The organism is Micromonospora sp. NPDC005979 (genome assembly GCF_040614415.1).
In the GTDB taxonomy this organism is placed as follows: Bacteria; Actinomycetota; Actinomycetes; order Mycobacteriales; family Micromonosporaceae; genus Micromonospora.
The window spans coordinates 25,278-51,068 of the sequence record NZ_JBEXUR010000006.1 but is presented as its reverse complement, the minus strand read 5'-3'; the positions used below and the strand labels follow the sequence as shown (position 1 = coordinate 51,068).

The following is a 25,791-nucleotide window of genomic DNA, read 5'->3' as shown; positions in this document are numbered from 1 at the left end:
GGACGGACGGGAATCGGGAATACGACCCGGAGGCGCACACACCTGCGCCCGTGACGACTCGTATCCTTTGCGCGAACCTCCGTACGAGCCGAGAAGGGAGACGGTGTGAGCAACCAGGCCGAGACGTTGGAGTTCCAGGCCGAGGCGCGTCAGCTCCTCCAGCTGGTCGTCCACTCGATCTACTCGAACAAGGACGTCTTCCTGCGGGAACTCATCTCGAACGCGTCCGACGCCCTGGACAAGCTGCGGCTGGCGACGCTCGTCGACAAGGACCTCGTCGCCGACACCGACGACCTGCACGTCGCCATCGAGGTCGACCGGGACGCGCGCACGCTGACCGTGCGGGACAACGGCATCGGGATGACCCGTGACGAGGTGGTCCGGCTGATCGGCACGATCGCCAAGTCGGGCACCGCCGAGCTGCTGCGCCAGCTCCGCGAGTCGGCCGACGCCCGCGCCTCGCAGGAACTGATCGGGCAGTTCGGCGTCGGCTTCTACGCCGCGTTCATGGTCGCCGACCGGGTCACCCTGCTGACCCGTAAGGCCGGCGAGACCGGCGGCACCCGCTGGGAGTCCACCGGCGAGGGCACCTACTCGATCGAGTCCGTCGACGAGGCGCCGGCGGGCACCTCGGTGACCCTGCACCTCAAGCCGGCCGACACCGAGGACAACCTGCACGACTACACCGCCGAGTGGACGATCCGCGAGATCGTCAAGCGCTACTCCGACTTCATCGCGTGGCCGATCCGCATGAGCGTCGAGCGCTCGGGCGCCGAGGGCGAGCCGCCCACCAGCGAGGTGCAGACCCTCAACTCGATGAAGGCGCTGTGGGCGCGTCCCCGCGACGAGGTCGACGCCGCCGAGTACAACGAGTTCTACAAGCACGTCAGCCACGACTGGGCCGACCCGCTCGAGGTCGTGCACATGAAGGGCGAGGGCACCTTCGAGTACGAGGCGCTGCTGTTCCTGCCCAGCCACGCCCCGCTGGACATGTTCTCCCCGCAGGGCCGCCGTGGCGTGCAGCTCTACGTCAAGCGCGTGTTCATCATGGACGACTGCGAGGCGCTGGTCCCCACCTACCTGCGCTTCGTCAAGGGTGTCGTCGACGCCCACGACCTGTCGCTGAACATCTCCCGCGAGATCCTCCAGCAGGACCGGCAGATCCAGATCGTCCGCCGCCGCCTGGTCAAGAAGGTCCTCGCCACCGTCAAGGACCTCAAGGCCAACCACGCCGAGCGCTACCGCACCTTCTGGACCGAGTTCGGCGCGGTGGTCAAGGAAGGGCTGATCGACGACGCCGACAACCGCGACACCCTGCTGGAGATCCTGTCGGTCGCGTCCACCCACGACGCGGCGGAGCCCACCGACCTGGCCGGCTACGTGTCGCGGATGAAGGACGGCCAGACCGATATCTGGTACGCCACCGGCGACTCCCGGACCACCATCGAGAACTCCCCGCACCTGGAGGCGTTCCGGGCCAAGGGCCACGAGGTGCTGCTGCTCACCGACCCGGTCGACGAGGTGTGGGTCGAGCGCGTCGGCGAGTACGACGGCCGGCCGTTGCGCTCGATCGCCAAGGGCCAGGTCGACCTGGACACCGACGAGGAGAAGCAGCAGGCCGAGGCCGAGCGTGAGCAGCAGCGGCAGGAGTTCGCCGCGCTGGTGGACTGGCTGGGCACGACCCTGGCCGACAGTGTCCGGGAGGTCCGCCTGTCCTCGCGGCTGACCACCTCACCGGCCTGTGTGGTCGGTGACGCGCACGACCTCACGCCGACGCTGGAGAAGATGTACCGGGCGATGGGGCACGAGGTCCCCTCGACCAAGCGGATCCTGGAGATCAATCCGGGTCACCCGCTGGTCGCCGGGCTGCGCAAGGCCCACGAGCAGGGCGACTCCGGCCCGGCCCTGACCGAGACCGCCGAGCTGCTGTACGGCCTGGCGGTCCTCGCCGAAGGCGGCGAGCTGGCCGACCCGGCCCGGTTCACCCGTACCCTCGCCGACCGGCTGGCGCGCACCCTCTGATTGTCCCCGGCCGGCGGCCCCCGATCCGAGGGTCCGCCGGCCGGTCGGGACGCGGACGTCGGACCTGATCGGAAACGGTCCATCATGGTCAGTGCACAGGTGGACGTCGTCCGCAACCGCTGGCCGGAGCGCCCCGCGTGAGCCGGTGAACAACTTCACAAGCGTTGGGCGACGGTCACCCACCGTGCCTACCGTCGGTCGGGTCCACCACCGTGGACGCCGCGACCGGCAACGCCTAATCCTGCCCCCGGTCGTCGGAAACAGAACCCGGGCAGGAGCGGGGGACCCAACGTTCCTCGGTGCATGTCACCTCGGGGTGAAGCCGCCAGCGCGCGGCCGGGCTCCTCGGCCCGAACCCGACAGCTCACCTCGCCGGCGTGGAGGAACGATCCATGACGTCTACGTACACCCCCCGTCATCGACGGGTCACCACCCGCCGCGTCGCCGTCGGTACCCTGGCGGTCGGCGCGGTCACCGGCGCCGTCGCCCTCTTCGGCCCGGCGGCGCCGGCCCAGGCCGGTGTCAACTGGGACGCGATCGCCCAGTGCGAGTCCGGTGGCAACTGGAAGATCAACACTGGGAACGGCTACTACGGCGGGTTGCAGTTCTCCCAGGGCACCTGGGCCGGCTACGGCGGCAAGAAGTACGCCGCCCGCGCCGACCTGGCCAGCCGTGGCGAGCAGATCGCGATCGCCGAGAAGGTGCTCGACGGGCAGGGCATCGGCGCGTGGCCGACCTGCGGCCGCAAGGGCGGTTCGTCGGGCGGTACCTCGACGAAGTCCACCGCGAAGTCCCCGACGAAGTCGACCTCCAAGTCGTCGACGTCCACCTCCGGCAAGGAGCGGCCGTCCCGCGGCGACCAGCCGGCCACCCGTGGTCACGAGCGGACCGCCCCGGCGGCCAGCGGCGACACGTACGTGGTCGCGCCGGGGGACACCCTGTCGGAGATCGCCGAGCGGCACCCCCGCGGCGGCGGCTGGCAGGCCCTGTACGAGCGCAACCGTCAGCTGATCGGCGCGGACCCGGGCCTGATCTTCCCGGGGCAGCGGCTCGCTCTCTGACGTAGGTACCGACGAACGCTCGGCCGGGTCACCGGCCGAGCGTTCGTTCGTCTGGCGCTGTCCTCGCGGGACGGGTCACGCCGCCGAGGCGGCCGACCTCGCCTCGCGGCGGGCCATCACGTCGCCGTTCCAGCCCCAGCGCTGCGCCGGTGCGGCGGCCTCGGCCGGCCAGCCGGTGCCGCGCCCGCCACCGTCGATGGCCGTCTCGACCGAGTCGGAGGTGCTGCGGGCAAGTCGCAACGACTGCTCGGCGGTCGTACGCGCCGCACACGGCCAGGACTGCCCGGCGCACTGGAGGTTGCGGCAGTGACCCTCGTCGTCGGCCTCGTGGGCCTCGAGCACGTCGACCGCGAGCTGCCAGAGCAGCGGGTCGGTCACGTCGTCCGGGCGTTCGGCGCTACGGCTCGGTCGGTTGCTGGTCTCGTCGGACATGGGCCCCCCTCGTCAGGCATTCCCCTCAAGATTTCACCTGTGTGCGGTCGGCTAAACCGCCGACCTGCTGTGATGTGTCTCCGGTCGCAGCAACCAGGGCGTTCTAGTCCGGCAATAGCGGCATCTCGACACCGGGAGCGCGGCCGAGCAGCACCGCCCGGGTGAGCGCCGTCGAGCCGAAGCGGTCGCGGACCGCGTCCACGGCGGCGTCCAGGTCGGCTCCGGTGTCGGCCTGGAACGGCAGTTCGGGCTGCACCGGGTTGTCGTCCAGGTTGCCGACCGAGACGCCGAGCAGGGTGACACCACGTCGGTCGATTTCCGGTAGGGCGGCCCGCAGCAGTGTCCGGGCGGCGGCGAGCAGCGGGGTGGTGTCCGCGGTCGCCTTGCGCACCGTGTGCGAGCGGGTGGCGCGGGTGTAGTCGCCGAAACGTAGCCGCAGCACCACGGTGCGTCCGGACCGTCCGGCCGCCCGCATCCGCCGGGTGACCCGGTCGACCAGGCCGGCGAGGATGGCGTCCAGCTCCGCCGGCGCATGGGGGGTACGCCCCAACGCGTGCTGCGCGCCCATCGAGCCCCGGCGGCGGCCCACCTGCACCGCCCGGGGGTCCCGGTTGTGGGCGAGAGCGTGCAGGTGTCGGCCGGCGCCCGCCCCGAGCAGGGACACCAGCGCGGCCTCGCCGAGCCGGGCCACGTCCGCGACGGTGCGGATCCGGCGGTCCCGAAGCTTCGCGGCGGTGACCGGGCCGACGCCCCAGAGCCGTTCCACCGGCAGCGGGTGCAGGAACGCCGTCTCGGCGTCGGGGGCGACAACAAGCAGCCCGTCCGGCTTCGCCACTCCGCTGGCGACCTTCGCCAGGAACTTCGTCCGGGCCACGCCCACCGTGATCGGCAGGCCGACCCGGTCGCGGACCTCCCGGCGCAGCCGCTGGGCGATGTCGGCCGGTGTGCCGACCAGCCGGCGCAGCCCGCCCACGTCGAGGAACGCCTCGTCGATGGAGAGCCCCTCGACCAGCGGCGTGGTCTGCCGGAAGATCTCGAACACCGCCCGGCTGGCCTGTGTGTACGCCGACATCCGGGGCGGCACCACGATCGCGTCCGGGCAGAGCCGTCGTGCCTGCTGACCGCCCATCGCGCTGCGCACGCCCCGCGCCTTCGCCTCGTAGCTGGCCGCCAGCACCACGCCACCGCCGACGATCACCGGTCGCCCGCGCAGGCGCGGGTCGTCACGCTGCTCGACCGACGCGTAGAAGGCGTCCAGGTCGGCGTGCAGGATGTGGGCGTCGTGCGACACGTACACATGTTCGCATGGCGGCCGATCGTCGCGGCAGTGAGCTGGGAGAACGCCCGCTCAGTCGAGGCAGAACTCGTTGCCCTCCGGGTCTGCCATGACGATGTGGCCGGCGCCGAGCGGGGGAGCGGGCTCGTGTCGGGCGAGCCGCCTGGCGCCCCGAGCGGTGAGCCGGTCGGCCTCCGCCTCCAGGGCCGCCATCCGGTCGTCGCCTGTCAGCCCCGGCGCGGCCCGCACATCGAGGTGGACGCGATTCTTGGCCTGCTTGCCCTCCGGCACCCGCTGGAAGAACAGCCGTGGCCCGGCGCCCGCGGGGTCGACCACCGCCGACGTGTCGTTGCGGCGCTCGGGAGGCACGCCCATCGCGTCCAGCGCGGCCTCCCACGAGTCGAAGCCCCCGGGCGGGCCCTGCAACTCGTAGCCGAGGGTGTCGGCCCAGAACGCCGACAGAGCGGCCGGATCGGCGGCGTCGAACGTAATCTGCACTTCACGGGCCATGGCTGCATCCTCGTTTCCGGTCTGGTCGGTAATGCCGCCATCCTCTCGTGACGGACCGACAGGATCGGTGCGACAGCGGGTGCGGTCCGGTCACAGGTCGTCGAAGGGGCGGGCGTAGCGGAATTCGCCCCGGATCGATCCGTCCCAGGCGGTCAGCGGTCGGGCCATGAAGTACTGCGGGCCCCACGGCTGCGGCGGGGTGACGCCCAGCTCGACGGCCGGCCGGAACCCGAAACGCGGGTAGTACTCGGGGTGCCCGAGCAGCACCACGAGCGCCTCGTCTCGGGCGTCGGCCGCGCCCAGGACCGCGTGCATCAAGGCGCTGCCGACCCCGCGCCGCTGCCGGCCGGGCAGCACGCCGAGCGGTCCGAGGCCCAACGCCACCGGCGCGTCGGCCACGCGGCCCCGCGTGGCCACCACGTGACCCACCACCAGGCCGTCCGTATCGACCGCCACCAGGGAGTACGCGGGCAGCCACCCGTCGTCGACGCGCAACGCGTCGACCAGCGTGGCCTCGACCGGCAGGCGACCGTCGCGACCGTCGTCGGCGCTCCCGATGGCGGTGTCCGCGCTAGGCCCGTGGCCGGGTTCGTCGTTCGGCCCGTGGCCGGGATCGTCGTTCGGCCCGTGGCCCGGATCGCGGTCCGGTCCGTGATCCGGATCGTCGGCAGGGCCGTGGTCGGCGGCGGAGAAGGCCGCGGCATGCACGGCCCGGATGGCGTCGACATCGGCGGGGGTCTCGCGTCGGATCAGCACCGCGCCACCATAGGCCGGCCGGGAACACCACTCCAGAGTTATTCGCGCGGCACCGGACGACGCCACGGGAGACTCTGGCCGACCCGCTTCCAGGGTGGCATCGGATGGCCACCGCAGAGGCCTCGGGACGGAAGCACCACAAGAAGCCTGATGCCTGTGAGTCATCTTGTTGACTCACAGGCATCACGCTCATTGGGGCCCTGGGCCCTGGGCCCTGGGCCCTGGGCCCTGGGTCCTGGGCCTAGGGCCGTGGCCCGTGGGCCGTGGGCGAGATCAGCCGACGGCGGTGGGTGACGGCGGGGCGCTGCCGCCCTGGGGCGCCTCCGGGGTCATCAGCCGGATGATCTCTTTCTGGTCGGTAGGGGAGGGCAGGCCCCAGTGCGGCCGGTACCCGTACACCTCGTGCAGTGGGGTGGAGCCGGTGCGGCCGTCCAGGATCTCCACGGCGTCCGTGCCGATCAGGCCGGGGTGTTCCACACCGCAGGCCTCGGCGACCTTGGTCAGGTCCCGGCGCAACGTCGCCAGGTAGTTGGCCGCCCGGACCGACTTGAGCGTCGGGTCGAGGCCTCGGGCCAGCCACGCGTTCTGTGTCGCCACCCCGGTGGGGCAGGTGTCGGTGTGGCACTTCTGCGCCTGGATGCAGCCGATCGACAGCATCGCCTCCCGGCCCACGTTGACCATGTCGCAGCCGAGTGCGAACGCCACCACGGCGTTGTCCGGCAGGCCGAGCTTGCCGCTGCCGACGAACACCACCTGCTCGTGCAGGTCGTGCTCCGCGAAGACCTTGTAGACCCGGGAGAAGCCCTGTTGGAACGGGAGCGACACCGAATCGGTGAAGATCAGCGGGGCGGCGCCGGTGCCTCCCTCGCCGCCGTCGACCGTCACGAAGTCGACGCCCCGGCCCGTGTCGCGCATCAGGCCGGCCAGTTCCTGCCAGAAGCTCAGGTCGCCGACCGCCGACTTGATGCCCACCGGCAGGCCCGTCTCGGCGGCCAGCAGCTCCACCCAGTCCAGCAGGCTGTCGCAGTCGGAGAACTCGGCGTGCCGCGATGGACTCACGCAGTCCCGCCCAGCGGGGATGCCTCGGGTGGCCGCGATCTCGGCGGACACCTTCGCTCCGGGGAGCAGGCCGCCGAGGCTCGGCTTCGCCCCCTGGCTCAGCTTGATCTCCAACGCGCGCACGGGGGCGCCGGCGACGAGGTCCCGGAGCCGGTCGAGGCTGAACCGGCCGTGTTCGTCGCGGCAGCCGAAGTACGCCGTACCGAGCTGGAAGACCAGCTCACCGCCGTTGCGGTGGTACGGCGAAAGGCCACCCTCGCCGGTGTTCTGCAGACACCCGGCGAGGGCGGCGCCCTTGTTCAACGCGGTGATGGCGTTGCCGGAGAGCGAGCCGAAGCTCATCCCGGAGATGTTGACCACCGACTCCGGCCGGAAGGCGCGCGCCCGACCCCGGGCCGCGCCGAGCACCTTCGCGCACGGCAGGCGGACGTCGTGCCCGGCCGTCGGCGACGACGGTGGCACGGCCCGGCCGAACGTGCGGTGTTTGATGATCGGGTAACCGGGAGTGAACTCGATGTCGTTGTCCGTACCGAAGCCGAAGTAGTTGTTCTCCTGCTTGGCGGACGCGTACACCCAGCGGCGCTGGTCCCGGGTGAACGGGCGCTCCTCGTCGTTGCCCGCCACGATGTACTGCCGCAGCTCCGGCCCGATCGCCTCCAGCAGGTACCGGGCGCGGCCCAGCACCGGGAAGTTGCGCAGCAGCGCGTGGTCGCGCTGGATCAGGTCGCGCGCGGCGAGGGCCGCCACAGCGGCGGCGACGGCGGGTACGGCTCGACGGGCCCAGGTCATGCCGGGCAGTCTTTCCGCCGGGGCCGTAGGCCAAACCGGTCGGCCGCCGACATCGCGCTGCTCAGCTCGCAGGCTGGCTGATGTTGACTGGCGGGCCTGGTGCGGTGCGGGTTCAACCCGCACCGCACCCGGTGGCTCAGCGGTGTCGGAACGACTCGCGCACGGACCCGCCGACGATCGTGCACCACGTGCTGGTGCTGAGCTTGCCGTTGCGGGGCAAACCGTGCAGCGCCTGAAGGTCCTGCACCGCCGTGCGGGTGGCGTGGTCGTAGGCCCCGGTGACGGTGACCGCGTACCCCTTCTTGGCCAGGATCTCCTGCACCGCGGTGACCGGCGCTCCGCTGGCGTGCTGGTCCAACTCGGGCGCCAGCGTCTCCCAGGTCGCCGTGGTGAGCGTGGCGTCCACGTCGACCGGGATGCCGTTGCGGGCCTGCCAGTCCTGCACGGCGGCCACGGTCGCGTCGTCGAACGTGCCGCTGACCGTCACGGCATAGCCCCGGAAGGCCAGCAGGTGCTGCACCACCCGGACGGACGGCGAGCCGACGAACCGCCACAGGTCGGGCCAGCGACGTGCCGGCACGTCACCGAGCGAGGTGCCGAGGGCGGCGTGCACGCGCCGCCGCAGCTCGGGGAACTGCCGGTAGAAGGCCGCGCCCGGGCAATCGGTCGTGCGGAAGTCCCAGTGGCCGAAGATGTCGTACGCGTGCAGGCCGTACTGCCGGCAGATCGTTACGCAGAGTTTGACCAGCGAGTCGGTCAGCGCCTGCGGCGGGGTCTCGGTGACGTAGGTGCCCTCGTTCTCGATACCGATGGCCCGGCCGTTCTCGCCCGGGCAGTGCGCCGCGATCATCTGGCGGTCGCCGGCTTCGAGGCGTTCCAGGCTGCCCCGGCGGCCCTCCAGTACGTAGCCGCCCCGGCTCACCGTGAAGTGCTGACCGGTGTCCGACCAGCCATTGCCGTCCATATGCAGGTCCTGGCAGTCGTGGGCCAGCTTGACCGCCTGCTCGCGGGAGTAGTCCGTGACGTTCGGGAACGCCATGTGATGCACGATGATCTTGTTGGTGGCGATGGCGCTTACCGACAGCGGGTCCGCCGGTGGGCGGGCGCCCCACTCGTCGCAGCCGATGATCCAGTCCAGGTCCGTGCCGGGGGCGGCCTGCGCCGCGCCCGAAAAGGCGAGTTCGCTTCCGACGACGGCGACCGCGGCCGCGCCGAGACCGGCGCGCAGCAGTGTCCGGCGGTCTACTTCGGAATGCTCGACGTGCATGACAGCTCCTCCTGCGGCCGACGGCGGGGGATGAAAAGTAGCTCCAGTGGCCGCACGCAACACGGAGAATATTGCCAGACCCGCCGGCGCGCCAGGGGTCGGCGGCGTTTCCCTGCGCGCTGGTGGGGGTAGGTGGGGCGGACTATCCCCGCTGCCCCTAAGGAATGACCAGATGAGTGACAACGTCAGCGACGCGGTGGGCGACGCCCTCCGCTCGGTGATGCTCTTCCTGCCTAAGGCCGTCGCCTTCGTGGCGATCCTGGTGGCCGGATGGCTGATCGCCAAGGCCGTGTTGAAGATCGTGGAGAAGGTCCTCGAACGGGTCGGCTTCGACCGGGCCGTCGAGCGCGGCGGCATCCGCCGGGCCCTCAACCGTTCCCGCTACGACGCCAGCGACATCGTCGCGAAGCTCGCGTACTACGCGGTGCTGCTGCTCACCCTCCAGCTGGCCTTCGGCATCTGGGGACCCAACCCGATCTCCGACCTCATCACCGCCGTGGTCGCGTGGTTGCCCCGCGCCTTCGTCGCGATCGTCATCGTCGTGGTCGCCGCGGCCATCGCCAACGCCGTCAAGGACATCATCGGCGGCGCGCTCGGCGGGCTGTCGTACGGCCGGGCCCTGGCCGGCATCGCCTCGGTGTTCATCCTCGGCCTGGGCGTCATCGCCGCGTTGAACCAGATCGGCGTGGCCACCGCGGTCACCACCCCGGTGCTGATCGCCGTGCTGGCCACCGTCGGCGGCATCCTCGTGGTCGGAGTCGGTGGTGGCCTCATCCGTCCGATGCAGAGCCGCTGGGAGTCGTGGCTGACCCGCGCCGAGCAGGAGTCGCAGCTGATCGCCACGCACGCCCGCGCCTACCGGGCCTCCCGCGCCGAGGCCGAAGCCGAAGCCGCCCGCGCCGAGGCTGCTCGTGACGAGGAGGCTCGCGCGGCAGAGGCCCGTGCCGAAGCCGCTCGTGTCGAGGCCGAAGCGGCCCGCTCGACCGCCGCCCGCGCCGACGCGGACCGCACGTCGGCCGTCGGCCGCCCCTTCGAGGCGGACCGCACGTCGGGGAGCACCCTCCCGTCGGATGCCGACGTCACGCAGGTGACCACCCGACCCTCCGACCCCGACGCCACGCAGATCGTGACCCGGCCGTCCGACGCGGACGCCACGCAGATCGTGACCCCTCGTCAGTCCGATCCCGAGGTCACGCAGGTGGTCACCCGGCCGTCGGACGCGGACGTCACGCAGGAGCGGCCGTCGACCGACGACACGACGCAGGTGGTGGCCCCCGGCCGGGACGCCGACACGACCCAGGTGATCAGCGGCGGTGCGGTCCCCGGTCAGCGCACCAGCGACGACAGCGAGACCACGACGGTCATCCCGCCCGTGGATTCCGACCGGCGCTGAGCCGGGTCGGGCCCAGCGGCGGTCCAGCGGGGCGGGATCCACCGGGATCCCGCCCCGCTCCCGTCTCGCCGGCCCGTCGAAACGCCTGGCCGGCGTCGGCGCGGCCGGTTTACCATCGCCGACATGACCTGGCGACATTGATCCCGTCCCGTAGGCCACACCCGTGGGCCACCGCGGACACCGCACGTCCGGTGTCCGTCCACTCCCACGGGAAGGCCCTCATGAACCATCTCGCCGCGCGCGTGCCCGACCCGGCGGTGCGCCGCTTCTCGGCGACCCTCTACGGGTACGCGTTCCTCAGCGACCTCGTTCTGCTCTATCCGCTGTACGTGGTGCTCTTCGCCGACACCGGCCTGTCGGTGGGGCAGATCTCGTCGCTGTTCGTCATCTGGTCGGGCGCCGGAATCCTGTTCGAGGTGCCGTCCGGCGCGTGGGCCGACGTGGTGTCCCGCCGGCTGCTGCTCTGCCTCGCTCCGCTGGTGACCGCCGCCGGCTACGCGCTCTGGGTGCTGCTCCCGTCGTACCCGGCCTTCGCGGTCGGTTTCCTGCTCTGGGGCGCCGGTGGCGCGTTGGTCTCCGGCGCGCTGGAGGCACTGGTCTGGACCGAGTTGGCCCGTCTCGACGCCAGCGACCGGTACGCCCGGGTGCTCGGCCGCGCGCGCACCGCGGGCGTCCTGGGCGTGGTGGTCACGGGGGTGCTCGCCGGCCCGGTGTTCGCCGTCGGTGGGTACCCGGCGGTCGGCGCGGGCAGCGTGCTCGCCTGCCTGCTCGCCGCGACCGTCGCCACCCGGTTCCCCGAGCACCGTCCGCCGCCGGAAGCGCCGCCGCCTGTCGCCCCGTCGGGGTTCGTCGCCACGGACGGCGACGCGCCGCCGGTCGTGATGTCCAGCCCGGACGACCACGACGACGAGCTGACCTGGACCGAGACGCTGCGGGCCGGTGTGCGGCAGGTTCGTACGCGGCCACCCGTGCGAGCCGCCGTGCTGCTGGTCGCCGTGGTGGCCGCCGACTGGGGAGCGCTTGACGAGTACACACCGCTGCTGGCCCTGGACACCGGCGCTGGCGCGCGGGCGGTACCGCTGCTGCTCCTGCTGCTGTGGGCCGGCGTGAGCGTGGGCGGGCTGCTCGCCCCGGTGGGCGAACGGCTCGGCCGTCGCGGCTACGCCGCGCTGCTGGGGCTCGTCGCGGTCGCGCTGGCCGGGGGCGCACTCGTCCGGCATCCGGCCGGTTTCGCGCTGCTCGCGGTGGCGTTCGCGGCCGCGCAACTGGCCACCGTCCTGGCCGACGCGCGACTACAGGCCCGGATCACCGGCGGCAGCCGCGCCACCGTCACCTCGCTGGCCGGGATGCTCACCGACGTGCTGATCATCGGGACGTACGCCGGGTACGGGCTGGTCGCCACGGCGGCCGGCAACGCGGTCGCGTTCGCGGTGGCCGCCGGGGCGTACCTCATCGTGGGCCTGGCGCTGCTGATCCGCCGCCGGCGCCCCGCGGCCGTGCGCGGCGGCGTCGCCGCGGCCGGCGCGCGCGGCCCGGGCTGAGGGTGTGGCCCGACGGCGGTCGCCCGGGCGGGTCGGCGGACCATCCGGTACCCGCGCTCGGCCGCCCCGGCGCCCCCGTCAGGACTGGTCGCCGTGGAGGTAGACCCAGCGGCCGTCCTCGCGGACGAAGCGGCTGCGTTCGGTGAGCGTGCCGGGCTGGCCGGCCGCGCGGTAGTGGGCGTGGAACGTCACGGTGCCGGTGGCGTCGAGCAGGCCACCGCGTTCGGTCTCGACGATCTCCAGCCGCGTCCACCGCTGCGCCGGGTCCAGATCCAGCTGCTCCGGCCGGGTCAAGGAGTGCCAACTGCGCAGCAGGTAGTCGGTGTCGCCCAGCGCGAACGCGCTGAACCGCGAGCGCATCAACGCCTCGGCGGTCGACGCCGGGGCGGCGCCGCCGTGCGCGGGGGAGCAGCAGTCGGCGTACGCCCGGCCGGTGCCGCAGGGGCAGAGTTTGCCGGTCGTCGCGTTCGCCCGCCGGCCTCGTCCCGCTTTGCCCACCCGGCCATCCTGCCGCACCACCGGCTGGCCCCGGCGATCGGCCGCCCGGTCGTCGACGGGCACCGATGGTTGACGGTCGTCTCTAGACTCCCGGGGCATGACGCGTTCCCCGGCGGTGTCGCTCGCTCCGAACGTCTGGCGCATTCCCACCGTGGGGCGCTCGGCCGTCAACTCGTATGCCTTCGTGGACGACGACGGCAGCGTGACGCTCGTCGACTGCGGGCTGGCCAAGGCCCCGGCCCGGATCGTGCGCGGACTGGCCGCGATGGGCAAGACGCCGGCGGACGTCACCCGCATCGTGCTCACCCACGCACACCCCGACCACGCGGGCGGGGCGGCCGAGATGTCCCGCCGCACCGGCGCGCCGGTCGCCGCGCACGCCGCCGACGTCGAGTACGCCGAGGCCGGCCACAATCCGCCCCCGGACCCGGCGGTGACCGGCGGGCGGTTCTTCGCCCGGGTTGCCGGCGGCAAGTTTTCAGCCGTGCGGGTGGCGCAGCCGCTCGCCGACGGCGACGTGCTCGACGTCGGCGGCGGCCTGCGGGTGGTGCACACCCCCGGGCACTCACCCGGTCACGTGTCGCTGCTGCACGAGCCGACCCGGCTTTTGATCACCGGGGACGCGCTTTTCAACGTGCTCGGCGTGCGCTGGGCGCCGAAGCTGTTGTGCAGTGACTTCCGGATGACGCAGCAGACCGCCCACGTGCTCGGGGAGCTGGAGTACGACGTCGCGGCGTTCACCCACGGGCCGGAGTTGACCGAACGTCCCCGCGAACGGATCCGCGCCTTCCTCGCCCGCCGCTGATCCGCTGCCTCTCTACAGCCAGCCCGAGCGGCGGAACAGGCGGTACAGGGCGAGCGCGGCCACCGCCATCAGGGCCAGCGCGCCCGCGTACCCGTAGCGCCAGGCCAGCTCGGGCATGTGATCGAAGTTCATGCCGTAGACGCCGGCGATGCCGGTCTGCGTGGCGGCGATCGCGGCCCACGCCGCGATCTTTCGCATGTCGTTGTTCTGCTCGACGGCGAGCTGCGCCAGGCGGGACTGGACGATCGAGGTGAGTAGATCGTCGTACGCGGCCACCCGGTCCACGGCCCGAGCCAGTCGGCCGTCGACGTCCACGAACCAGCGGTGCAGGGCGCGCGGCGGTCCGTCGCCGGTCGGGTCGAGCAGTGTCCGCAGGGGCGTCTGGAGCGGGAGTACCGCCCGCTTGAACTCCACGACCTCCCGCTTGAGCTGGTAGATGTGCTGGATGTCGGCCGACCGGTCGCGGGCGAAGACCGCCTCCTCGACGCGTTCCAGATCGCGCTCCACGTGCCCGGCCACCTCCAGGTACGTGTCGACCATGCGGGCGCAGACCGCGTACGCCACCGCCCAGGGACCCGCGGCCAGCAGCGCGGGCCGGCGTTCGATGTCGGCGCGGACGTCGCGCAGCGCCCCGGCCGCGCCGTGCCGCACGGTCACGGCGAACCGGTCACCGAGCAGCACCATCACGTCACCGGTGTCGATCACCTCGGACGTGTCGGTCAGCTCGGCGTGCTCCACGTACCCCGCCGTGCGCAGCACCAGCACGGTGACCGGACCGTGTCGCTGCACGGTGGGACGGTGCCCGTCGGCGAGCGCCTGCTCGACGGTCAGCTCGTCCAGGCCGAAGGTGCGCCCCACCGCGGCGAGCACCGCCGGCCCCGGCTCGTGCAACCCGAGCCACACGAAGGCGTCGCGGCTCCGCCGGGCGCTCGCGTACGCGTCGTCGTAGTGCGGCCGGCCCGGCTCCCGGCGACCCCTGACGTACACGGCGCAGTCGACCACCGCGTCCGGGTTGGACCGGCGGGGTGCGGGAGTGTCACCGCCGGGGCGACCGAGCAGTCGACGGGCCAGGGCGCGTACGCCCCGACCGGCCCGGTCCCGTACCGCTCGCTGATCCACGATGCGCCCCCTCCCGCGCACCGTCGCGGCCACGGTGCTCGCAGGGCATGGTGCCACCGGATTCTGCCCAGTGGCGTCCGGCGTCCGACAACCGGGCCTGAAGCACGCCACACCAGCGCTCCTCTCCGTCTACGGGACGCTGTTCCTGTCCGGCGCGATGGCCGCTGCCCGCGCCAACGACGCCACCACCACCCGCACCTTCCTCGCCACCGCCGACCAAGCCGCCGGCAAGCTGGGAGGTGACGCCAACCATTTCCTTACCGCGTTCGGCCCGACCAACGTCGCCATCCACCGCGTCGCCACCGCCGCCGAACTCGGCGACCTACAAGTCGCCGTCGACCTCGGCCCGCGCGTCAACACCGCTGGCCTACCGATCGAGCGCCGGGTACGACACGCCCTCGAAGTCGCCCGCGCCTACAGCTCATGGAACCGGGTCGACGAAGCCCAAGCCGCCATTCTCGACGCCGAACAGATCGCACCCGAGCAGGTCCGCCATCATTTCCTCAGCCGCCAGCTCGCGCTGACCTGGATCCGCCGTCAGCGCGGCAAACCCTCAGCCGAACTGGTCGGCCTAGCCCAGCGACTCAAGGTGCTCGACTGAACCCAGTCCATCTAGGCTGCCCTGGTGACGGCCAATGAGATGCCACCCGTGGCAACCCCACGCGTCGCCGCCGGTGCCCTCTTCTTGGACAACGAAGGCAGGGTGCTGCTCGTACATCCGAGCTACAAGGAGCACTGGGACATCCCGGGCGGCTATGTCGAACCCGGCGAATCTCCTCGTGCTGCGTGTATACGTGAGATTCGCGAAGAGCTCGACCTCTCCCCGGCGCTCGGGTCGATGCTGGTCTTGGACTGGGCACCTGCAGAACACGAGGGCGACAAGCTGCTCCTCATCTTCGACGGCGGATCACTCAGCCCGGAGCAGGAGCGCGACATCCGCTTCGCGGACGGCGAACTGACCGAGTGGCGTTATGTGAGCGCAGAGTCCCTGGAAGGGTACGTGCTACCCCGCCTCGCCCGCAGGATCCGCATTTCGATCGCAGCTCTGGAAAACGGCACGCCCTCGTACGCGGAACACGGCAGCGTGGTCTAGACGAGTAATTACCGACCTTTGCTGGGGTGGTGGGCGCAGCCGGCGGCCGGCGGTGCCCCTCGGTCACCCCCGTGGGCGGCGAATGCGGCCGTCAGCGGTATACCTCGGAGTCATATTCATACCTCTGAGGTATACCGCTCACCAGCACATCGACGTGGCGGGCAGCCAAACCGGATGGCCAGCGCCCTTATCCCAGCCCGAGTCCCCTTGTTGAGCCAGGACCAAATTCAGGCGGTACGGGTGGCGAAGACGACGATGTTGTCCACGTAGTTGCCGGTCGCGTCGTCGAACCGGCCGCCGCAGGTGATCAGGCGCAGCCCGGCGACGTCCGCCGGGCCGTAGACCAGGCCGCTGGGGAAGCGGTCCTTGGGATACGCGTGGACGCCGTCCACGGTGAACGTGGCGACCCGCGCGTCGGCGCGGGTGACCTGGATCTCCTGCCCGGCGCGCAGCCGACCGAGGTCGAAGAAGACCGCCGGGCCGGCCGGGGAGTCGACGTGTCCGACCAGGACGGCGTTGCCGGTCTCGCCGGGGCTCACCCCGTGCCGGTACCAGCCGGCGAGGGTCGGCCGGTCCAGGGGTGGCACCTCCAGCACCCCGGCGGAGTCAGCTCCCACGGGGACGATCTCGGCGCGTACGTCGATGGCCGGTATCTGCACCCTGACGGGCGCGGCGTGGGGGAGTGGGGCCAGGTCCGGCGCGGGACGGGTGCGGGTCGGCGCGTCGGCCGACGGCCCGGGTGGCCGTTCCGGGTCAGCGGTCAGGCCGACCGTGATCAGCCCCAGTCCGGACACGCCGAGCAGGGCGACCACCGCCGCCAGAGTGTGTCGCCGCCACCACACGTGCCCACCTCCGTACGCGATGGTCAGGGTGCCCGCGCCGGTCGTACCGGCACGGGCACCCGACCTCTTGGGATGGAGCGGTCGCCGGTCAGGCGACGGTGGACACCGGTCGGCGTCGGCGTACCAGCAGCACCGCGCCCGCGGCGGCCGTGCCGAGCAGGGTGCCGCCGGCGGCGAGCGCGCCCGCGTCGCGTCCGTCCCGGCTGTCGCCGCCCGACCCGGCCGGGGCGCCGCCGATCGGGGTGACGGCGAAGGTGGCGCTGCCCGCCGAGCTGCCGTCGCCGCAGGTCGCGGCCACCGTGTACGTGCCCAGGGTGAACCCGGCGGTGAACAGTTCGGCGCTGAGCCCGCCGCCTGCGGCGGCCGTGGTGGATCGGACGTTCTCGTCACGGTTGGGTCCGGTGACCCGGAAGATGACGTCACCCGACTTCGGGTTGCAGGTCGTCGCGGTGAGCACGACGGTTCCTCCGACCGGGGTGGTGGCCGGTGACACGACGGTGTCGGCCAGTGCGGCACCCGGCAGCAGGAGCGTGCCGAGACCCACGCCGAGCGCCGCCGAGCAGAGTGCTGTTGAGACCTTCATACGCGTCTTCCCTCACTTTTCGTCCGCTGACTGCGTGGGACGTCGTTCGGGTGGCCAACTCCGTGACTAGCACCGGTGTGCCCAACACTAGGTGGGTTGGGACCCCGATCAGGTGAAAATGAGAAACCTTCGTTGCCGTCACGTGTCCACCCGAAGGCGGGTCCTGGTGCGGGCCGACAAGATTGCGCCGATCTTGCACTTTCGGTCGCCGACATGCGTGCCATGCCCCGTATGTCGCCACAGCAACTGCAAGATCGCGGTGCGAAGGGTGCCGTGGCAGTGGCGTGTGGCAGCGTGGTGGGGGTGACCCACCTCGACGTCGACCTCGCGCTTCTTGGCGGCGGGGGCGCCGCCTCGTTGGTGCTCGCCGCGCTGGAACGGCACAGTGTCCGCGATCTGCGGATCGCCGTCGTCGACCCGGTCCGTCGGCGCGGTCAGGACCGCACCTGGGCGTTCTGGGGCCATCCCGACACCGACCTCGACCCGCTGCTCAGCGCGAGCTGGCACCAGGTCGAGGTGGTCACGCCCGCCCGGCGTCGCGTTCTGGACCTGACCCCCCTGCGGTACGCCATGCTGCGCTCCGGCCCGGTCTACGACCGGGCTGCCGAGGCCGAGCGCCGGCTGGACGCGACGCGGATCGCGGCACCCGCCGACGTGGTCCGCGACGACGGCACCGGGGTGGTCGTGCGCACCGGCGACGGGCGTGAGATCCGGGCCGGCTGGGCGCTCGACTCCCGCCCCCGGCCACCGGCCCGCGCCGGCCGAACGACCTGGTTGCAGCACTTCCGTGGCTGGTGGCTGGAGGCCGACCGGCCGGTGTTCGACCCGCGACGGGCGGTGCTCATGGACTTTCGCACCCCGCAGCCCGCCCGGGGCGTCTCCTTCGGGTACGTGCTCCCGGTCAGCGACCGGTACGCCCTCGTCGAGTACACCGAGTTCTCGCCCGACCTGCTCACCGACGCCGGGTACGACACGGCGCTGGCCGGCTACCGCGACCTGCTCGGGCTCGACCCGGGCGGGCTGCGGGTCCGCGAGGTCGAGAACGGGGTGATCCCGATGACCGACGCGCCGTTCCCGGCCCGGCCCTCCCCGCGCGTCGTACGCCTCGGCACGGCCGGTGGCGCGACCCGCCCCTCCACCGGCTTCACCTTCTCCGCCATGTACCGCCAGGCCGACCAGGTGGCCCGCGCGCTCGCCGCCGGCCGGCCGCCGGTGCCGGCCCCCGCCTATCCGGCCCGGCACCGCTGGATGGACGCGGTGGCGCTGCGGGCGCTGGATTCCGGTGGCGTGGGCGGACCCGACTTCTTCGACCGGCTCTTCGACCGCAACCCGGCCGAGCGGGTCCTGCGCTTCCTCGACGGTGTCACCACCCCGGCCGAGGAGATCGCGATCATGAACTCGACCCGGCTCGGACCGATGATCGCCGCCACGGCCGGCGACGCCGCGCAACGCCTACGCGATCGCCTGCGGCCCGCCCGTTCGGCTCCGGCCATCCCGGCGGCCGTGGTGGGCGGTTCGCAGCGATCTGTCCCCGACTCGGAGAACTGACCCGACCCGGTCAGCGCCGGGCCGACACCGCGTCGCGAATCAGCACCCGCAGGTCCTCCATCGGGTCACCGTCGCCGGCCGCCAGCAGGGTCTTCGTCGCCGCGACCGTCAACCCCAACTCCGGGTACGCGTACGCGAGGCTGCCGCCGCTACCGGCCGCGCCGAACGAGCCGTCGTCGTCCACCGCGTACCCGAGTCCCCACGTCGTCTCCTGCCCGAACACCCACTCCGGGCCGGGCGGCCCGTCCGGCGTCGTCACGGCCCGGAGCCGGGCCGGCGAGATCAGCCGGACGCCGTCGACCTCGCCGATCAGCGCGGCGAGCATCCGCGCCGCCGCGCGAGCGGTCATCGTGCCGGTGGCCGGCACCTCGGCGGTGAGGACGTCGGCCCGGCTGCCGACCTGCGCGCCCGGCCGGACGCCGGGCGGGGCGACCCGGTCGAAGTTCGGCAGGTTGGCGCTCGCGAAGTCGAACAGCGCCGACAGGTTGCGGTCCTCGACCCGGGCCAGCCGGTCCAGGTCGGCGGCCGGTACCGCGAGGTACAGCTCGTCCGCGACGCCGAGCGGCCCGGCCACGTCCTCGGCGAGCACCGCCGAGACGCGCCGGCCCGTCACCCGGCGGACCACCTCACCGACCAGCCAGCCGAACGTCCACGCGTGGTACGCCTTCACCGCACCGGGCGCGGCGATCGGCTCGGCGTCGGCCACGATCGCGCACATCCGGTCCCAGTCGGTGAAGTCCTCCGGCGTGACGTCCACCGGCAGGGCGGGCACACCCGCGGTGTGGGTGAGCGCGTGCCGCAGGGTGACCCCGTCCTTGCCGTGCCGGCCGAACTCCGGCCACACGTCGACGATCCGCAGGTCGTAGTCCAGCTCGCCGCGCTCGGCCAGCACGTGCGCCACGGTAGCGGTGAGGGCCTTACCGGTCGACACGCTCCAGATCGGCGTGTCGGCGGTCAGCGTGCGGCCGGTGGCCCGATCGGCGCTGCCGGCGTGCACGTCCAGGATCGGCGACCCGTGGAGGTACGCGGCGACCTGCACCCCGGATTCGCGCCCGCTGGCGATCAGCTCGTCGATCGTGCGCCGTGCGTCGGCCCGCAGGCCGTCCCAGTTTCCGTCCACGGCGAACGACTCTGACAGATCGGGCCGCGCCGGGGCGCGCGAATATCCCTCATCGGGTGAGGAGGCGGTCCCGTAGCTGGGCGGTCAACGCCTCGTCGACGCCGAGCCGGTCGGTGGCGTAGCCGACCACTGACCCGTACGCGGCGGTCAGGTCGGCCAGGACGTGTCGGATGACGGCCTCGGGAGCGCGACCGTACCCGGGCCAGAGCAGCTCACGGTCCGGGTTGAGGGCCTGCCAGTCGGCGATGAGGCGTTCGGTGGCCAGCTCGGTGCGCGCGAAGTCGGCGGCGATCTGGTCCTCGTCGACGCCCAGCAGGGCCAGCAACAGCGCGGCCAGCAGACCGGTGCGGTCCTTGCCGGACGCGCAGTGGAAGACCAGGGGCGCCTCGGCGGCGGCGACGACCTCCAACGCCTGGCGCAGCTCGGCGACCCCGTCCTCGGCGACCTCGGCGTACCGGTCGGCGAGATAACGCCATGGGTCGAGCTGCGGGTCGATCGTCGCCTGGTCGTAGGTGCGGTGCTCGATACTCAGGTTGTGCCAGGCCAGGCCGTCCACCTGGGGTGCTCGACCCCGCGCGGCGATCTCCCACGGATACCGCAGGTCGATCACCGTGCCCACACCGAGGGCGTGGAACCGGTCCAGGTCGGCGCCCGCCAGCTTGCCGAGCGAGTCCGAGCGGTAGAGCAACCGCCAGTGGACCGTACGCCCGTCCTCGGTGCGGTAACCACCAAGGTCGCGGAAGTTGTGCAGACGGTCGAACGCGACGTGCCGGTCCATCCGGCAGACCCTAGCGCCTGCGGTCCCGGCGTGGCGGCCCCCGTACGGCCGGCGCGGGGTCACCGCCCGGTAGGTTGCCTGCCATGGTGGAGGGCAGGGGCGTGCAGATCTGGACCGACGGGGCGTGCAGCGGCAACCCCGGGCCGGGCGGCTGGGGGGCGCTGCTGCGCTACGGCGACCACGAGCGCGAGTTGTGCGGCGGGGAGGCCACGCCCACGACCAACAACCGGATGGAGCTGATGGCGGCCATCCAGGCATTGGAGAGCCTGAACCGGCCGGTCACCGTCGAGTTGCACACCGACAGCACGTACGTGCGCAACGGCATCACGAGCTGGCTGGCGTCGTGGAAGCGCAACGGCTGGCGTACCGCCGCGAAGCAGCCGGTGAAGAACGCCGACCTGTGGCAGCGGTTGGAGGCGGCCTGCGAGCGCCACGAGGTCACCTGGCTGTGGGTCAAGGGGCACAACGGTCACCCGGAGAACGAGCGCGCGGACGGTCTGGCCAACAAGGGCATGACCGAGGCGCGCGCGGCGCTGGCGAGTCGCTAACCCCGGCGGGTCGCGTCGGGGTGCCCCGGCATGCTCGACCCGCCGCCGCTGCTGCCGGACGAGCCCCCGGCGACACCTGAATTGTCGCCCTCGGTCACGATGTCCGGCCGCTCGTCGGTGTCGGCCGGGGCGGGGACCTCAGTGTCCGCCTCGACCTGCACCAACGGCACCTGGCCGGCCTCGTCCTCGCTGTGCTGCGGGTCGCCCGGCAGCTCACCGTCGCGCTTTCGGTAGCCCACGCCGTGCCTCCCGTCGATGCCGATCCGCGTCGGCGGTGGCTACCCGGCGCGTCACCCACGAAACCTCGCCCGCCGGCAGCCGCCGGCTCGGTGACCGGGGTTATCGGCGACGGGGTGCTCGGCCGGCGCGGGGATCAGCCGGCGGACGCCGACCTCGTACCGTCGTCAGCGTCGCCGCCCACGGCGGCTCGCGGCGGGGGCGCGCACCGGGGTGAGCGCGAGCGCCGTCCAGTGCGGCGGCCGGGTCAGCGTCGCCGGCAGGGCCGTGCGCGCGTCACCGCGCGCGGCGTCGAGCTGCGACTGGTGCAGGAACAGCGTCGTCCGCAGGTCCGTGCCGCGCAGGTCGGCCCCGCGCAGGTCCGCACCCGTGACGTCGGCCAGGCCGAGGTCCACGCCGCGCAGGTCGGCGCCGATCAGCAGCGCGCCGCGCAGGTTGGCCCGGCGCAGGTCCGTCCGGCGCAGGTCGATGCCGAGAAGGTGGGCGCCCCGACGGTCGATGCCTCCGGGAGCGCGCGCCGCGTCGCTGGCGCGCGACAGCAGCGGGTTGACCCGGGCCCGGTGCGCGTCGACGTCCACGGCGCGAAGGCCTGTCGGATCGCCCTCGGTGAGACCGGTGATCTCGACGCGGGCGCGGTCCAGCTCGGCGCGCAGCCCGGCCGAGGGGCCCAGCGACAACGCCTCGGTGAGATACCAGAGCAGTTCGTGCAGCGGGCGCAGCACCCGGAAGGCCTCGGCCATCACGGGCAGGGTCTCCGGAGCGTCCCGCCAGTCCCGCCCACCGAAGGTGACCTGCGCGACCTGCTGCCCCGCGCCGAAGCAGTCGAAGACGGTGCAGCCCGCGAATCCGCGCTCCCGCAGCTCCGTGTGGATGCCGCAGCGGTGGTCCGGGCGCAGGTTCGGGCAGGCCCGCCCGGCCGGCTTGTCGATGGCGAAGTCGGCCGACGCGGCGAAGGCCGGCACCACGCAGCACAACCCGAAGCAGCGCGCGCAGTCGGCGGCGAGACGCGTCGGCCCGGGCGGCCCCGCAGGGTGCGTCGACACGTGAGCGGTCCTCCTGGCGATGGGGGCGGCGTACCCCCATTGTCGCGGGGGTCGTGTCCCCGCCGGGGACGGGGTCACCGTCCGTGCGCGTCGCTGGCCGCCGCGGAGCGAGGATCGGGGGTACGCGGACCGCCCGGTGGCGGCACCAGCCGGTGGATCTCCCGCTGGCCCCCGCCGTACTTCTGATCGAAGTGCCGGCGCACGGTGGCGGCCGGGGTGGGGTCCTCCTCGACGAGTTCCGCCAGCGCGAACACCGCCGGGGTGCCACCCGGGGCGCGCGGTGGCAGCACGGCCCGCACGGTCAGCGGACCGTTCACCTGGACCCCGCCGCAGTCGACGTAGTGCTGCCCGTCCACGCTGACGTAGGGCACCTGCATGGTGACCACGTCGGAGTCGTCGTGGCGCAGCGTCACCGTGACCGACCAGTACCGCTCCAAGTTGACGGTTGCCTGCTCGTGCTCCCACAGCTCCTCGAAACGCGCGTGCACGAACCCACCCCAGGGGCTGTCCATGTCGACCTCGAGTTGCGGCACGTTGAACGACAGCTTCCCGATCGGGAAGAACGAGATCAGCGCCCGGCTGTCCCACTGGTAGAGCTGGATCGACGGGGACGCGTCGTACAGGCGAACCTGCAACCGGCGCTGCAACCGGGCGTCCAGGGTGTCCTGGAACAGCGCCAGGTGCCGCAGGTTGGTACGGATCTGGCGCGGCACGTCCACCCGCTGCCTCTCCAACTCCTCCGAGCGCTGCTGGGCGGCCGTGCAGTCCGGGTCGAGCAGGAGCAACTGCACCTGGGCGCCGTTCGCGAGGGCCGTTCGCACCGCCCGCAACGTCTCCTCCCGGTGGGTGTCCTCCAGCAGGATCGTCCAGGTGTCCAGGATGCGCACCCGGCGAGCGCAGCGGTGCAGCCGGGCCACGAACGCGTGCTGGTCGAAGCTCAGGTGCTCCTGCACCCGGGCCCGGCGGGCCTCCTCGAACAACGGGTCGAAGATGACGTACGAGATGGCGGCGAGGACCACGCTGGAGCCGATGTTGAGCAGCAGGTCGCTGAGGAAGCCGCTGCTGCGCCAGGCGGCCAGCAACATCACGACCGCGACGCCGAGCAGCGCTCCACCGACGACGAAGGCGCGTCGCTGCCGGCCACCACTCTCGCCCCGACCCACCCACTCGGGCATCCGGTCCCCTTCCGTCGTGGCCCCGCCGAGACTGCGGAGGATACGTGCCGGCTTTACCGATCGCTGTCCCGTTCGCTTTCGTCGGCCGGGCCCGCCGTGCCACTCGTAGGGTGACGGTATCGGAGTCGGGCGAACGCGGAAGGTGACGGTGTGGACGACGCGGAACGCGAGAAGGCGCTGTTGAGCGTCCTCAACACCGAGCACTACGCCCTGCAGACGTCCCGCGCCGGCACGATCGACGAGGCCACCGGCCGTGCCACCATCTTTCTGTCCGTGCTGTCGGCGGCCCTGATCGGCCTCGGCTTCGCCGCCGGCAACGACCAGGTGGTCCGGCCCTATCTGGGCGCGGTGCTGCCGATCCTGGTGGTCATCGGGCTCCTGACCTTCCTGCGGCTGGTCGAGACCATGGTGGAGAACTCGCTGGACATGAGGCGAATCCAGCGCATCCGTGCCTACTACCACCACCGTCTCGCCAGCGAGCACGACTTCTTCGCCGACGCGGTGGCGTCCGAGGACAGCGCGGATGCGGCCCGGATGCTGGTGGGCACCCGGCCCGGGCGCTGGGAGTTCCTGCTCACCACGGCCGCGCTCGTGGGCGCGGTCAACGCGGCGCTGGTCGGGTCAGCCGTCGCTCTGGTCCTCGGCATGGTCGGGGACTGGCACTGGCTGATGGTCGTCGCCGGGGTGGCGGTCGCGCTCGCGGCGTTCGGAGCGCAGTTCCTCTACATCGTCCGCATGTCGAGGGGACGTACCACCAGATCCGGCGCCGGTCGTCGCTGATGATCGCGGGTACCGTCACCGGATGCGGATCACCCGATTCACGCACTCCTGCGTCCGCGTCGAGCACGACGGCGCGGTGCTGGTGATCGACCCGGGCACCTGGAGCGAACCGCGTGCGCTGGTCGGCGCGGACGCCGTCCTGGTCACTCACGAGCACACCGACCACGTGGACGTGCTGCGGCTGGCCGGGCTCGGCGTGCCGGTGTACGCCCCAGAGGGGGCCCGGCTGCCCGACCTCGCCCCGCTGCCGGTGTCCGGGGCAGCGCTTCACCGCCGCCGGCATCCCGGTGAGCGCCCACGGCGGCCGGCACGCCGTGATCCACGACGGTCAGCCCGACTGTCCCAACCTCGGCTACCTGGTCGGTGACGGGCTCTACCACCCGGGCGACTCGGTGCACGTGCCGGACGAGCCGGTGCGCACCCTGCTCGTGCCCGCCCAGGGGTCGTGGCTCCGCCTCGACGAGGCGATCCGCTTCGCCCGCGCGGTGGACGCCGAGGCCGCGTACCCCATCCACGACGCGCAGCTCAACGACCGTGGCCTGGCAAGTGTGGCCGGCTGGTTCGCCGAGACCATCCCCGGCTACCGCCACCTCGCGCCGGGCGACACCGCCTGAGCGACGCGGCCGTCAGCGCGTCCTTGGTCTCACGTCGCCTGCGTGGCCAGCCTGCGCAGGGCCCGCGCAGCAGGTGATCCGGGGTCGGCCGTCATCAGGACGACCTCCTGGTCATCCTCGGGCACGAGCAGGACGTCGCAGTTCAACCGCAGCGCACCGGCCTCCGGGTGGTCCAGGGTCTTGGTGCGATGCCCGGGAGCGTGGACCGGACGCGCCTCCCAGATCTGTCGGAACTCCGCACTGCCGGCGTGCAGTTCGGCCAGCAGCGCGGCCAGCTGCGGGTCACGCGGGTAGCGGTCCGCGGCCCGGCGTAGCCGCGCCACCACGATGTGCCCGAATTCCTCGGCGCTGGAGCTCTCGTACATCTGCCCCTGGCCCAGGAAACGGCGTCGGGCCAGGTTCGTCGTCCCGCCTCCAGCATCGGCGCCGAGCAGCGCTCGGGCCAGCGGGTTCCAGGTGACAACGTCGTACGCCGCGTCAGTGACGATGGCAGCGGTCTCCGGCAGCCGCTCCAGCATCCGGGCCACGTGTGGGCGCACCCGCCGTACTGCGCTGACGCCGGGCGGCGCGCTCGAACCGGCCAGGCGGAACAGATGGCTGCGCTCGGCCGGCGTGAGCCGCAGTGAGCGGGCCAGCGCGTCCAGGATCCGGGCCGACGGCCGCGGCCCCCGGGCCTGCTCCAGCCGCGTGTAGTAGTCGACCGACATGTGGGCGAGTTCCGCCACCTCTTCGCGGCGCAGACCCGGCGTACGGCGGTCGGTGCCCGTCACCGCCAGGCCGATATCGGCCGGACGCAGGGCCGCCCGGCGGTCCCGCAGGTAGTGCGCCAGCTCCTGCCTCGCCATGTGGCCTCCTTGCCTGCCTGGTACCGGCTGTCCCTGCCAGGGCGCTCCCGACCAGGG

At 72.5% G+C, this 25,791-nt stretch carries 27 protein-coding genes, 1 pseudogene and 1 riboswitch; of the genes and pseudogenes, 12 read left to right on the top strand and 16 right to left on the bottom strand.

From position 1 onward, the window contains the following. Positions 1 to 105 precede the first annotated feature (105 nt). Both htpG and ABZ272_RS12170 read left to right on the top strand, forming a co-directional pair. On the top strand, positions 106 to 2,022 hold the full coding sequence (gene htpG / locus ABZ272_RS12175) for a molecular chaperone HtpG (protein WP_355049968.1): 1,917 nt from the start codon (positions 106 to 108) through the stop codon (positions 2,020 to 2,022). A gap of 222 nt (positions 2,023 to 2,244) precedes the next feature. Continuing rightward, a riboswitch (cyclic di-AMP (ydaO/yuaA leader) is annotated at positions 2,245 to 2,415 on the top strand. Further along, on the top strand, positions 2,415 to 3,083 hold the full coding sequence (locus tag ABZ272_RS12170) for a transglycosylase family protein (RefSeq protein ID WP_355049967.1): 669 nt from the start codon (positions 2,415 to 2,417) through the stop codon (positions 3,081 to 3,083). Its footprint overlaps the riboswitch before it by 1 nt. Before the next feature lie 75 nt (positions 3,084 to 3,158). Here the strand turns inward: ABZ272_RS12170 and ABZ272_RS12165 are convergent, their stop codons facing one another. The 6 genes from ABZ272_RS12165 to ABZ272_RS12140 all read right to left on the bottom strand — a co-directional run bounded on the left by ABZ272_RS12165 (position 3,159) and on the right by ABZ272_RS12140 (position 9,172). Continuing rightward, positions 3,159 to 3,515 carry a hypothetical protein gene (locus ABZ272_RS12165; protein ID WP_355049966.1) on the bottom strand — a complete coding sequence of 119 codons (357 nt, stop codon included), beginning with the start codon at positions 3,513 to 3,515 and terminating at the stop codon, positions 3,159 to 3,161. Positions 3,516 to 3,618: 103 nt separating this feature from the next. Then, positions 3,619 to 4,806, bottom strand: coding sequence for a DNA polymerase IV (gene dinB / locus ABZ272_RS12160; protein ID WP_355049965.1), 1,188 nt, complete (start codon positions 4,804 to 4,806; stop codon positions 3,619 to 3,621). A 57-nt stretch (positions 4,807 to 4,863) separates the two neighbouring features. Then, positions 4,864 to 5,301 carry a VOC family protein gene (locus ABZ272_RS12155; protein ID WP_355049964.1) on the bottom strand — a complete coding sequence of 146 codons (438 nt, stop codon included), beginning with the start codon at positions 5,299 to 5,301 and terminating at the stop codon, positions 4,864 to 4,866. A gap of 90 nt (positions 5,302 to 5,391) precedes the next feature. Beyond that, positions 5,392 to 6,057 carry an N-acetyltransferase gene (locus ABZ272_RS12150; protein WP_355049963.1) on the bottom strand — a complete coding sequence of 222 codons (666 nt, stop codon included), beginning with the start codon at positions 6,055 to 6,057 and terminating at the stop codon, positions 5,392 to 5,394. 273 nt (positions 6,058 to 6,330) lie between these two features. Then, entirely contained in the window at positions 6,331 to 7,905 is a 1,575-nt protein-coding gene (locus ABZ272_RS12145; RefSeq protein ID WP_355049962.1) for an FMN-binding glutamate synthase family protein, read from the bottom strand. Positions 7,906 to 8,041: 136 nt separating this feature from the next. Further along, positions 8,042 to 9,172 carry an N-acetylmuramoyl-L-alanine amidase gene (locus ABZ272_RS12140; RefSeq protein WP_355049961.1) on the bottom strand — a complete coding sequence of 377 codons (1,131 nt, stop codon included), beginning with the start codon at positions 9,170 to 9,172 and terminating at the stop codon, positions 8,042 to 8,044. A gap of 172 nt (positions 9,173 to 9,344) precedes the next feature. Here ABZ272_RS12140 and ABZ272_RS12135 point away from each other — a divergent pair. Further along, positions 9,345 to 10,067: pseudogene (locus ABZ272_RS12135) on the top strand (hypothetical protein); the annotation flags it as partial. 719 nt (positions 10,068 to 10,786) lie between these two features. Next, positions 10,787 to 12,106 (top strand): MFS transporter, encoded by a 1,320-nt coding sequence (locus tag ABZ272_RS12130; RefSeq protein WP_355049960.1) that lies wholly within the window; start codon positions 10,787 to 10,789, stop codon positions 12,104 to 12,106. A 78-nt stretch (positions 12,107 to 12,184) separates the two neighbouring features. Here the strand turns inward: ABZ272_RS12130 and ABZ272_RS12125 are convergent, their stop codons facing one another. Further along, positions 12,185 to 12,604, bottom strand: a complete 420-nt coding sequence (locus tag ABZ272_RS12125; RefSeq protein ID WP_355049959.1) for a YchJ family metal-binding protein — start codon at positions 12,602 to 12,604, stop codon at positions 12,185 to 12,187. 97 nt (positions 12,605 to 12,701) lie between these two features. Here ABZ272_RS12125 and ABZ272_RS12120 point away from each other — a divergent pair, with 97 nt between their 5' ends. Next, on the top strand, positions 12,702 to 13,409 hold the full coding sequence (locus tag ABZ272_RS12120; protein ID WP_355049958.1) for an MBL fold metallo-hydrolase: 708 nt from the start codon (positions 12,702 to 12,704) through the stop codon (positions 13,407 to 13,409). Between the two features lie 12 nt (positions 13,410 to 13,421). On the opposite strand, the gene ABZ272_RS12115 is transcribed toward ABZ272_RS12120, so the two are convergent. After that, a complete protein-coding gene (locus ABZ272_RS12115) occupies positions 13,422 to 14,528 on the bottom strand; it encodes a magnesium and cobalt transport protein CorA (RefSeq protein WP_355049957.1) in 1,107 nt (368 codons plus the stop codon). A 70-nt stretch (positions 14,529 to 14,598) separates the two neighbouring features. Between ABZ272_RS12115 and ABZ272_RS12110 the strand changes: the two genes are divergently transcribed. Next, positions 14,599 to 15,129 carry a hypothetical protein gene (locus ABZ272_RS12110; protein WP_355049956.1) on the top strand — a complete coding sequence of 177 codons (531 nt, stop codon included), beginning with the start codon at positions 14,599 to 14,601 and terminating at the stop codon, positions 15,127 to 15,129. Positions 15,130 to 15,153: 24 nt separating this feature from the next. After that, a complete protein-coding gene (locus ABZ272_RS12105) occupies positions 15,154 to 15,621 on the top strand; it encodes an NUDIX hydrolase (protein WP_355049955.1) in 468 nt (155 codons plus the stop codon). Between the two features lie 227 nt (positions 15,622 to 15,848). On the opposite strand, the gene ABZ272_RS12100 is transcribed toward ABZ272_RS12105, so the two are convergent. Next, entirely contained in the window at positions 15,849 to 16,463 is a 615-nt protein-coding gene (locus ABZ272_RS12100) for a class F sortase (protein ID WP_355049954.1), read from the bottom strand. Positions 16,464 to 16,551: 88 nt separating this feature from the next. Next, positions 16,552 to 17,046, bottom strand: a complete 495-nt coding sequence (locus ABZ272_RS12095; protein WP_355049953.1) for a hypothetical protein — start codon at positions 17,044 to 17,046, stop codon at positions 16,552 to 16,554. Between the two features lie 303 nt (positions 17,047 to 17,349). Here ABZ272_RS12095 and ABZ272_RS12090 point away from each other — a divergent pair, with 303 nt between their 5' ends. Continuing rightward, positions 17,350 to 18,594 carry a lycopene cyclase family protein gene (locus ABZ272_RS12090; protein ID WP_355050211.1) on the top strand — a complete coding sequence of 415 codons (1,245 nt, stop codon included), beginning with the start codon at positions 17,350 to 17,352 and terminating at the stop codon, positions 18,592 to 18,594. A 10-nt stretch (positions 18,595 to 18,604) separates the two neighbouring features. Here ABZ272_RS12090 and ABZ272_RS12085 read toward each other — a convergent pair whose 3' ends face one another. Together ABZ272_RS12085 and ABZ272_RS12080 are read right to left on the bottom strand one after the other, a co-directional pair. Beyond that, positions 18,605 to 19,714 carry a serine hydrolase domain-containing protein gene (locus ABZ272_RS12085; protein ID WP_355049952.1) on the bottom strand — a complete coding sequence of 370 codons (1,110 nt, stop codon included), beginning with the start codon at positions 19,712 to 19,714 and terminating at the stop codon, positions 18,605 to 18,607. A 49-nt stretch (positions 19,715 to 19,763) separates the two neighbouring features. Further along, a complete protein-coding gene (locus tag ABZ272_RS12080; protein WP_355049951.1) occupies positions 19,764 to 20,492 on the bottom strand; it encodes a tyrosine-protein phosphatase in 729 nt (242 codons plus the stop codon). 83 nt (positions 20,493 to 20,575) lie between these two features. Between ABZ272_RS12080 and rnhA the strand changes: the two genes are divergently transcribed. Next, entirely contained in the window at positions 20,576 to 21,040 is a 465-nt protein-coding gene (gene rnhA, locus ABZ272_RS12075) for a ribonuclease HI (protein WP_355049950.1), read from the top strand. Here the strand turns inward: rnhA and ABZ272_RS12070 are convergent. The 3 genes from ABZ272_RS12070 to ABZ272_RS12060 form a co-directional block, all read right to left on the bottom strand. Next, the gene (locus ABZ272_RS12070) at positions 21,037 to 21,279 is read right to left on the bottom strand and encodes a preprotein translocase YidC (protein ID WP_355049949.1); all 243 of its coding nucleotides are present in this window, start codon (positions 21,277 to 21,279) and stop codon (positions 21,037 to 21,039) included. The genes rnhA and ABZ272_RS12070 overlap by 4 nt on opposite strands. Positions 21,280 to 21,444: 165 nt before the next feature. Then, positions 21,445 to 22,320, bottom strand: coding sequence for a pentapeptide repeat-containing protein (locus ABZ272_RS12065; RefSeq protein WP_355049948.1), 876 nt, complete (start codon positions 22,318 to 22,320; stop codon positions 21,445 to 21,447). 74 nt (positions 22,321 to 22,394) lie between these two features. Then, the gene (locus ABZ272_RS12060; protein ID WP_355049947.1) at positions 22,395 to 23,495 is read right to left on the bottom strand and encodes a DUF5919 domain-containing protein; all 1,101 of its coding nucleotides are present in this window, start codon (positions 23,493 to 23,495) and stop codon (positions 22,395 to 22,397) included. 150 nt (positions 23,496 to 23,645) lie between these two features. Here ABZ272_RS12060 and ABZ272_RS12055 point away from each other — a divergent pair, with 150 nt between their 5' ends. The 3 genes from ABZ272_RS12055 to ABZ272_RS12045 are packed head-to-tail and all read left to right on the top strand — an operon-like array spanning position 23,646 to position 24,889. Continuing rightward, a complete protein-coding gene (locus tag ABZ272_RS12055; RefSeq protein ID WP_355049946.1) occupies positions 23,646 to 24,275 on the top strand; it encodes a hypothetical protein in 630 nt (209 codons plus the stop codon). A gap of 22 nt (positions 24,276 to 24,297) precedes the next feature. Next, complete coding sequence (locus tag ABZ272_RS12050; protein ID WP_355049945.1) at positions 24,298 to 24,642, top strand: MBL fold metallo-hydrolase; 345 nt, start codon at positions 24,298 to 24,300, stop codon at positions 24,640 to 24,642. After that, the gene (locus ABZ272_RS12045; RefSeq protein WP_355049944.1) at positions 24,590 to 24,889 is read left to right on the top strand and encodes a hypothetical protein; all 300 of its coding nucleotides are present in this window, start codon (positions 24,590 to 24,592) and stop codon (positions 24,887 to 24,889) included. The genes ABZ272_RS12050 and ABZ272_RS12045 overlap by 53 nt, the downstream gene beginning before the upstream one ends. Before the next feature lie 29 nt (positions 24,890 to 24,918). Here ABZ272_RS12045 and ABZ272_RS12040 read toward each other — a convergent pair whose 3' ends face one another. Further along, positions 24,919 to 25,734: a helix-turn-helix transcriptional regulator gene (locus tag ABZ272_RS12040; RefSeq protein ID WP_355049943.1), complete on the bottom strand. Its 816-nt coding sequence runs from the start codon at positions 25,732 to 25,734 to the stop codon at positions 24,919 to 24,921. Positions 25,735 to 25,791: the final 57 nt, after the last annotated feature.

Excerpts from the sequence above, each read along its gene's own strand:
- ABZ272_RS12145 (WP_355049962.1), bottom strand. The coding sequence starts at position 7,905 with ATGACCTGGGCCCGTCGAGCCGTACCCGCCGTCGCCGCCGCTGTGGCG.
- ABZ272_RS12120 (WP_355049958.1), top strand. The coding sequence starts at position 12,702 with ATGACGCGTTCCCCGGCGGTGTCGCTCGCTCCGAACGTCTGGCGCATT.
- ABZ272_RS12040 (WP_355049943.1), bottom strand. The coding sequence starts at position 25,734 with ATGGCGAGGCAGGAGCTGGCGCACTACCTGCGGGACCGCCGGGCGGCC.
- ABZ272_RS12165 (WP_355049966.1), bottom strand. The coding sequence starts at position 3,515 with ATGTCCGACGAGACCAGCAACCGACCGAGCCGTAGCGCCGAACGCCCG.
- ABZ272_RS12080 (WP_355049951.1), bottom strand. The coding sequence starts at position 20,492 with ATGGACCGGCACGTCGCGTTCGACCGTCTGCACAACTTCCGCGACCTT.
- ABZ272_RS12140 (WP_355049961.1), bottom strand. The coding sequence starts at position 9,172 with ATGCACGTCGAGCATTCCGAAGTAGACCGCCGGACACTGCTGCGCGCC.
- ABZ272_RS12050 (WP_355049945.1), top strand. The coding sequence starts at position 24,298 with ATGCGGATCACCCGATTCACGCACTCCTGCGTCCGCGTCGAGCACGAC.
- ABZ272_RS12095 (WP_355049953.1), bottom strand. The coding sequence starts at position 17,046 with ATGAAGGTCTCAACAGCACTCTGCTCGGCGGCGCTCGGCGTGGGTCTC.
- ABZ272_RS12060 (WP_355049947.1), bottom strand. The coding sequence starts at position 23,495 with ATGCCCGAGTGGGTGGGTCGGGGCGAGAGTGGTGGCCGGCAGCGACGC.
- ABZ272_RS12130 (WP_355049960.1), top strand. The coding sequence starts at position 10,787 with ATGAACCATCTCGCCGCGCGCGTGCCCGACCCGGCGGTGCGCCGCTTC.
- rnhA (WP_355049950.1), top strand. The coding sequence starts at position 20,576 with ATGGTGGAGGGCAGGGGCGTGCAGATCTGGACCGACGGGGCGTGCAGC.
- ABZ272_RS12155 (WP_355049964.1), bottom strand. The coding sequence starts at position 5,301 with ATGGCCCGTGAAGTGCAGATTACGTTCGACGCCGCCGATCCGGCCGCT.
- ABZ272_RS12170 (WP_355049967.1), top strand. The coding sequence starts at position 2,415 with ATGACGTCTACGTACACCCCCCGTCATCGACGGGTCACCACCCGCCGC.